2 protein-coding genes are annotated in these 1,065 nt (G+C 41.8%); both read right to left on the bottom strand.

The window, feature by feature from the left end:
• A partial coding sequence (locus tag A3761_RS03615; RefSeq protein WP_156491567.1) for a DEAD/DEAH box helicase occupies nucleotides 1-719 on the bottom strand: 719 nt, incomplete at its 3' end.
• 126 nt (nucleotides 720-845) lie between these two features.
• A partial coding sequence (locus A3761_RS26825; protein WP_197472797.1) for a hypothetical protein occupies nucleotides 846-1,065 on the bottom strand: 220 nt, incomplete at its 5' end.

The raw sequence follows: 1,065 nt of genomic DNA, 5'->3' as shown, positions 1-1,065 counted from the left end.
TCCTTAATCAATTGGCATAAAAGTTTTGATTTTCTATTTTTATCGACTGGGTATATCAACTGCTCAATTGTTTTTGCTGTTGTATTACTGGGACTAACTGAGACCTCAACGGGGTTATGTGTAAACTCTCTTGAGAGCATCTTGATTTCGTCTGAAAAGGTGGCTGAGAATAATAGGCTTTGCCTTTTCTTTGGAAGCAAGGAAATAATTTTCCGAATATCCCTTATAAAGCCCATATCTAGCATTCTGTCAGCTTCATCGAGAACAAGGATTTCGAGGTCTTCAAATTTCACTGCATTTTGAGAGTGTAGGTCGAGAAGACGTCCCGGAGTGGCTACAAGTATATCGAGACCTTTACGTAGCAGCATCATCTGAGGGTTAATCTTGACGCCACCGTAGACAACAGAAGAACGTAGAGGAAGGTGTTTCGAATACTGCTCAACACTTACGGCAATTTGTGCTGCGAGTTCTCTGGTTGGGGCGAGGATAACTGCACGAACTCGATTACCTTTTGGTTTTTCGCCTTTAACGAGACGATCTAGGATGGGCAATGTAAAACCAGCAGTTTTCCCTGTGCCGGTTTGTGCTGCTGCTAAAAGGTCATGGCCGGCAAGTACTTCAGGTATAGCTTTTTCTTGTATAGGGGATGGGGTTTTATACCCTAATTCTTCAATAGCTTTTAATAGTGGAAGCGAAAGACCTAAAGACTCGAAACTCATAAACTGCTCAACTGTAGGGGCTGTACAATAACAATACAGCCAAAATAAGGAGAGCGAGCTTATAGGATTCTAGTGGTTGGCGCTAGTATTGTTTTTGAGCGATAGCTGTTCACGATGTTTAAGAAATCAAGGCATAAACTCCTGATTGATCTTGTCGATCGAGCCATCCCGGTACATCTGTTTAAGATGTTTGCGAATGTTTTTAATCACTGCAGGCGAAATCGATAGGTTGCAGCCGATTGCTCTAAGATGTGTAAAAAAATCTAATGCAGATTTCTTAATTTCGATGTTCTCAGTGTGGGATATGTAGTGTGCCGCTACCGCGTCTGTTTCCCAAAAGTCTATA

The sequence above is a fragment of the Oleiphilus sp. HI0123 genome (genome assembly GCF_001635315.1).
This window is presented reverse-complemented; position numbering and strand designations above follow the sequence as displayed.